The organism is Dietzia sp. E1, from assembly GCF_014145015.1.
GTDB lineage: Bacteria > Actinomycetota > Actinomycetes > Mycobacteriales > Mycobacteriaceae > Dietzia > Dietzia cinnamea_A.
In genome coordinates, this window is record NZ_JAALDU010000401.1 from 1 (window position 1) to 4750 (window position 4750).

4 protein-coding genes and 1 pseudogene are annotated in these 4750 nt (G+C 69.9%); 4 read left to right on the top strand and 1 reads right to left on the bottom strand.

What is annotated here, in order from left to right; all coding sequences use genetic code 11:
* Window positions 1–173: 173 nt before the first annotated feature.
* Window positions 174–608, bottom strand: coding sequence for a PH domain-containing protein (locus G6030_RS12910; RefSeq protein ID WP_182643399.1), 435 nt, complete (start codon window positions 606–608; stop codon window positions 174–176).
* A gap of 282 nt (window positions 609–890) precedes the next feature.
* On the opposite strand from G6030_RS12910, the gene G6030_RS12915 reads away from it, so the two are divergent.
* The 4 genes and pseudogenes from G6030_RS12915 to G6030_RS12930 form a co-directional block, all read left to right on the top strand.
* On the top strand, window positions 891–2786 hold the full coding sequence (locus G6030_RS12915; RefSeq protein ID WP_182643400.1) for an acetolactate synthase large subunit: 1896 nt from the start codon (window positions 891–893) through the stop codon (window positions 2784–2786).
* Window positions 2783–3289, top strand: a complete 507-nt coding sequence (ilvN, locus tag G6030_RS12920; RefSeq protein ID WP_007627160.1) for an acetolactate synthase small subunit — start codon at window positions 2783–2785, stop codon at window positions 3287–3289. The genes G6030_RS12915 and ilvN overlap by 4 nt, the downstream gene beginning before the upstream one ends.
* Window positions 3290–3343: 54 nt before the next feature.
* Window positions 3344–4357, top strand: a complete 1014-nt coding sequence (gene ilvC, locus G6030_RS12925; RefSeq protein WP_182643401.1) for a ketol-acid reductoisomerase — start codon at window positions 3344–3346, stop codon at window positions 4355–4357.
* A gap of 77 nt (window positions 4358–4434) precedes the next feature.
* Window positions 4435–4750 (top strand): annotated as a pseudogene (locus G6030_RS12930) (hypothetical protein); the annotation flags it as partial.

Sequence of the window (4750 nt, forward strand, 5' to 3'; positions counted from 1 at the left end):
CGATCATGTTCTTCGACTCGGGCTGGGAGGCCGGGCTCGGTCACGCCGTGTGGGTGCTCGGCGCCTGGACGGTGGGCGGCCTCGTGATGGGCATCGCGGTCACCCTCGTGTACGAGCGGATGGGGATGCGCCGGCAGGCCGTGGCCGACCGGGTGCCGGCCGGCCGGGGCGGATCAGGCCTGCTCGGGTCCGGGCGCGGCGTAGGGGTCGCGGATGCGGCCCCGGCTGGCGGCGGACAGGCGCGGGAGGTCGTGGAACGACACGCCGCCCATCGGTAGGGAGTCGTCCGAGGTCGTCACGAGCCGGGCGAAGCCCTTCTTCGGGAACATCACGCCCTTCACCTGGTCCCACGGGACAGAGCGCCGGGAGCGCCAGGTCGACAGGTGCACCCCGCGCTCGTCGAGCCTGGTGCGGGTCCTGGCCACCCACCAGGCGAAGGCCACCGGGATCAGCACCAGCCAGCCGAGGGCCAACGGGTAGGCCGCGACGGGCCAGAGGATCGCCACGACGAGGATGGCGATGACGATGTAGGACATGGGGTTGACGCGGAAGAGGGCGCGGTCGCGCGGGGTCGACTCCGGCACGGGGGCTCTGAATGGGGCGCTCATGATGTCCTCCAGTCTCGCACGGTCCACAATGTGGGATCGGCGTTCCACGAGTTGACGCTACGGACGGCCGGGGCCTAGTCTGGGCCGCGTGAACACCTGGAACGGTCTCGTACTCGGCCGGCGCGTCGGCGCCTGAGCCGCAACCTGGCTTTCCCCCGACGCGCACCCTCGCCGGCCCCATGTGGCCGTCGGGGGTTTTTTGTTGCCAGGTTCCACCGGTCCCACCGGACCGGGTGAGGCGACGAACGACAAGCTCCACGACCAGCATGAAGGACAGTTGAAGTGAGCGCACCAACGGCACAGCCCGGACCCCGTCCGGGCACAGACCAGAAGGCCCGCCCGGCGGCCCCCGAGCGGATGACGGGCGCGCAGGCCGTCGTCCGGTCCCTCGAGGAGATCGGCACCGAGGTGGTCTTCGGCATCCCCGGCGGGGCGATCCTGCCGGTCTACGACCCGCTCTACGACTCGGCCAAGGTCCGGCACGTGCTCGTCCGGCACGAGCAGGGTGCGGGCCACGCCGCCACCGGCTACGCCCAGGCCACCGGTCGGGTCGGCGTCTGCATGGCGACCTCGGGCCCCGGTGCCACCAACCTGGTGACGCCGCTCGCGGACGCGCAGATGGACTCGGTTCCGGTCGTGGCGATCACCGGCCAGGTGGGGACGTCCCTCATCGGCACGGACGGCTTCCAGGAGGCCGACATCTCCGGCATCACGATGCCGATCACCAAGCACAACTTCCTGGTCTCCCATGGCGACGACATCCCGCGGATGATCGCCGAGGCGTTCCACATCGCCCAGACGGGCCGTCCGGGTGCCGTGCTGGTGGACATCCCCAAGGACGTCCTCCAGGGCGAGATGACGTTCTCGTGGCCGCCGGAGATGAAGCTCCCCGGCTACCGGCCCGTCACCAAGCCGCACGGTAAGCAGATCCGCGAGGCCGCCCGGATGATCGCGCGGGCGACGCGACCGGTGCTGTACGTCGGCGGCGGCGTCATCAAGGCGGACGCCTCGGCGGAGCTCATGGCGCTGGCCGAGCTGACGGGCATCCCCGTCGTCACCACGCTCATGGCCCGCGGCGCGTTCCCGGACTCGCACCGGCTGCACTACGGCATGCCCGGCATGCACGGCACGGTCGCCGCGGTCGCCGCACTGCAGCGCTCCGACCTGCTGGTGACGCTCGGGGCGCGCTTCGACGACCGGGTCACGGGGCGCCTCGACACGTTCGCGCCCGACGCGAAGGTCATCCACGCGGACATCGACCCGGCGGAGATCGGCAAGAACCGTGCGGTCGACGTGCCGATCGTCGGCGACATCAAGGAGGTGCTCGTCGAGCTCGTCGAGACGCTCCGCGGTGAGCGGGAGTCCGGTGCGCTGGGCGCGCCGTCCGCGTGGGTCGGCGAGCTGGACGAGATCCGTGACGAGTACCCGCTGGGGTACGCGCCGCAGTCGGACGGGTCCCTGTCGCCGGAGTACGTCATCGAGCGCCTCAGCGCGGCCGCCGGCCCCGACGCGGTGTACTGCGCCGGCGTGGGGCAGCACCAGATGTGGGCGGCCCAGTTCGTCCAGTACGAGAAGCCGCGCACGTGGCTCAACTCGGGCGGCCTCGGCACCATGGGCTACGCGGTCCCGGCCGCGATGGGCGCCAAGTTCGGCCGTCAGGACGCCGAGGTGTGGGCCATCGACGGCGACGGCTGTTTCCAGATGACCAACCAGGAGCTGGCCACCTGCGCGATCGAGGGTGCGCCGATCAAGGTCGCGCTCATCAACAACGGCAACCTCGGCATGGTCCGGCAGTGGCAGACGCTGTTCTACGAGGAGCGTTACTCGCAGACCGACCTGTCGACGCACTCCATGCACATCCCCGACTTCGTCAAGCTCGGCGAGGCGCTGGGCTGCGTGGCGCTGCGCTGCGAGCGGGCCGAGGACGTGGACGACGTGATCGCCAAGGCGCGGGAGATCAACGACCGGCCGGTGCTCATCGACTTCATCGTGGGCAAGGACGCCCAGGTCTGGCCGATGGTCGCGGCCGGGACGTCCAACGACGAGATCATGGCGGCCCGGGACATCCGGCCGCTGTTCGACGACACCGACTCCGCGGCGGACGAGGCCTCGGAGATCCACGAGGTGACCGAGCGGATCGACGCCGCCGTCATCGCCGGCCAGGAGGAGGATCAGTGAGCGCTCGTTCCCACACCCTGAGCGTGCTCGTGGAGGACAAGCCCGGCGTGCTCGCGCGCGTCGCGTCACTGTTCTCCCGGCGCGGGTTCAACATCGAGTCGCTGGCCGTCGGCCCGACCGAGACCGACGGGCTGTCCCGCATGACGATCGTGGTCAACGTCGAGGACTTCCCGCTCGAGCAGGTGACCAAGCAGCTCAACAAGCTGGTCAACGTCATCAAGATCGTCGAGCAGGACCCGGCCGGTTCGGTGGCCCGTGAGCTCACGCTGGTCAAGGTCCGTGCCGACGCCACCAACCGCGGGCAGATCGTGGAGATCGCCAGCCTGTTCCGCGCGCACATCGTCGACGTCTCGCCCGAGTCGCTCACGCTCGAGGCGACCGGCACGCCGGACAAGCTCGACGCGCTGCTGCGGATGCTCGACGGCTACGGCATCCGCGAGATCGTCCAGTCCGGGATGGTCGCGCTCGGACGCGGTCCCAAGTCCATCACCACCACTCGATAGTCTCGACCTGTAACCCGGTTTCGACTTACCGATAACAAACGAAGGGAATCCACCATGGCAGTGGAGATGTTCTACGACGATTCGGCGGACCTGTCGCTGATCCAGGGCCGCAAGGTCGCCGTCATCGGCTACGGCTCGCAGGGCCACGCGCACTCGCTGAGCCTGCGCGACTCCGGTGTCGAGGTCGTGATCGGCCTGCGCGAGGGCTCCAAGTCCCGCGAGAAGGCCGAGGAGGCCGGCCTCAAGGTCATGACCGCGTCCGAGGCCGCCAAGTGGGCCGACGTCGTCATGCTGCTCGCCCCCGACACCTCGCAGGCGCAGATCTACGCCGACGACATCGAGCCCAACCTCAACGACGGCGACGCGCTGTTCTTCGGCCACGGCCTCAACATCCACTTCGGCCTCATCAAGCCGGCCGAGAACATCACCATCGCGATGGTCGCGCCGAAGGGCCCCGGCCACCTCGTTCGTCGTCAGTTCGTCGACGGCAAGGGCGTCCCGGCGCTCATCGCGGTGGAGCAGGACCCCAAGGGCGAGGGCGAGGCGCTCGCGCTGTCCTACGCCAAGGCGATCGGCGGCACCCGCGCGGGCGTCATCAAGACCACCTTCAAGGACGAGACCGAGACCGACCTGTTCGGTGAGCAGGCCGTGCTGTGCGGCGGCACCGAGGAGCTCGTCAAGACGGGCTTCGAGGTCATGGTCGAGGCCGGGTACGAGCCCGAGCTGGCCTACTTCGAGGTGCTCCACGAGCTCAAGCTCATCGTGGACCTGATGTACGAGGGCGGCATCGCCCGCATGAACTACTCGGTGTCCGACACCGCGGAGTTCGGCGGCTACCTCTCCGGCCCGCGCGTGATCGACGCCGGCACCAAGGAGCGCATGAAGGAGATCCTCGCCGACATCCAGAACGGCGAGTTCACCAAGCGCCTCGTGGCCAACGTCGAGGGCGGGAACAAGGAGCTCGAGGCGCTGCGCAAGGAGAACGCCGAGCACCCGATCGAGGTCACCGGTCAGAAGCTGCGCGACCTCATGAGCTGGGTGGATCGTCCCATCACGGAGACCGCCTGAGTGTTGCGGGGGCATCCCGTGTGAGGCCCCTGTAGGGTCCACCGGGATCGATTCCCGACAGCTGTAGGAGGACCGCCGTGCGTCACATCAACCGAGGTGTGGGTGCGGCGGTCCTCGCCATTTCCGTGGTCGTGTCGACGGTGGCCTGTGGGTCGACGGAGGACGGTGCCGCCCCCGGGATGCGGGCGGTGGAGGCGGACGGGATCCGGGTCGCCGCCGACGCCGACGGCTCGGGGGTGGAGGCCACGCGGCTGCTGGTGGAGTCCGCTCCCGTGGTCGTGGTGTCCGCGCCGGACGAGGCCGCCCAGGCCAGGGCGGCGTCGGTCGCCGTGGGCTTGCGCGCCCCGATGCTCACCGCCGTTCCGGGCGGCGAGGCGGGCCTGGCCGACGAGG

What these genes read in the sequence shown, in the direction of transcription:
- G6030_RS12910 (WP_182643399.1), bottom strand. Translation starts at nt 608, where the DNA reads ATGAGCGCCCCATTCAGAGCCCCCGTGCCGGAGTCGACCCCGCGCGAC.
- ilvC (WP_182643401.1), top strand. Translation starts at nt 3,344, where the DNA reads ATGGCAGTGGAGATGTTCTACGACGATTCGGCGGACCTGTCGCTGATC.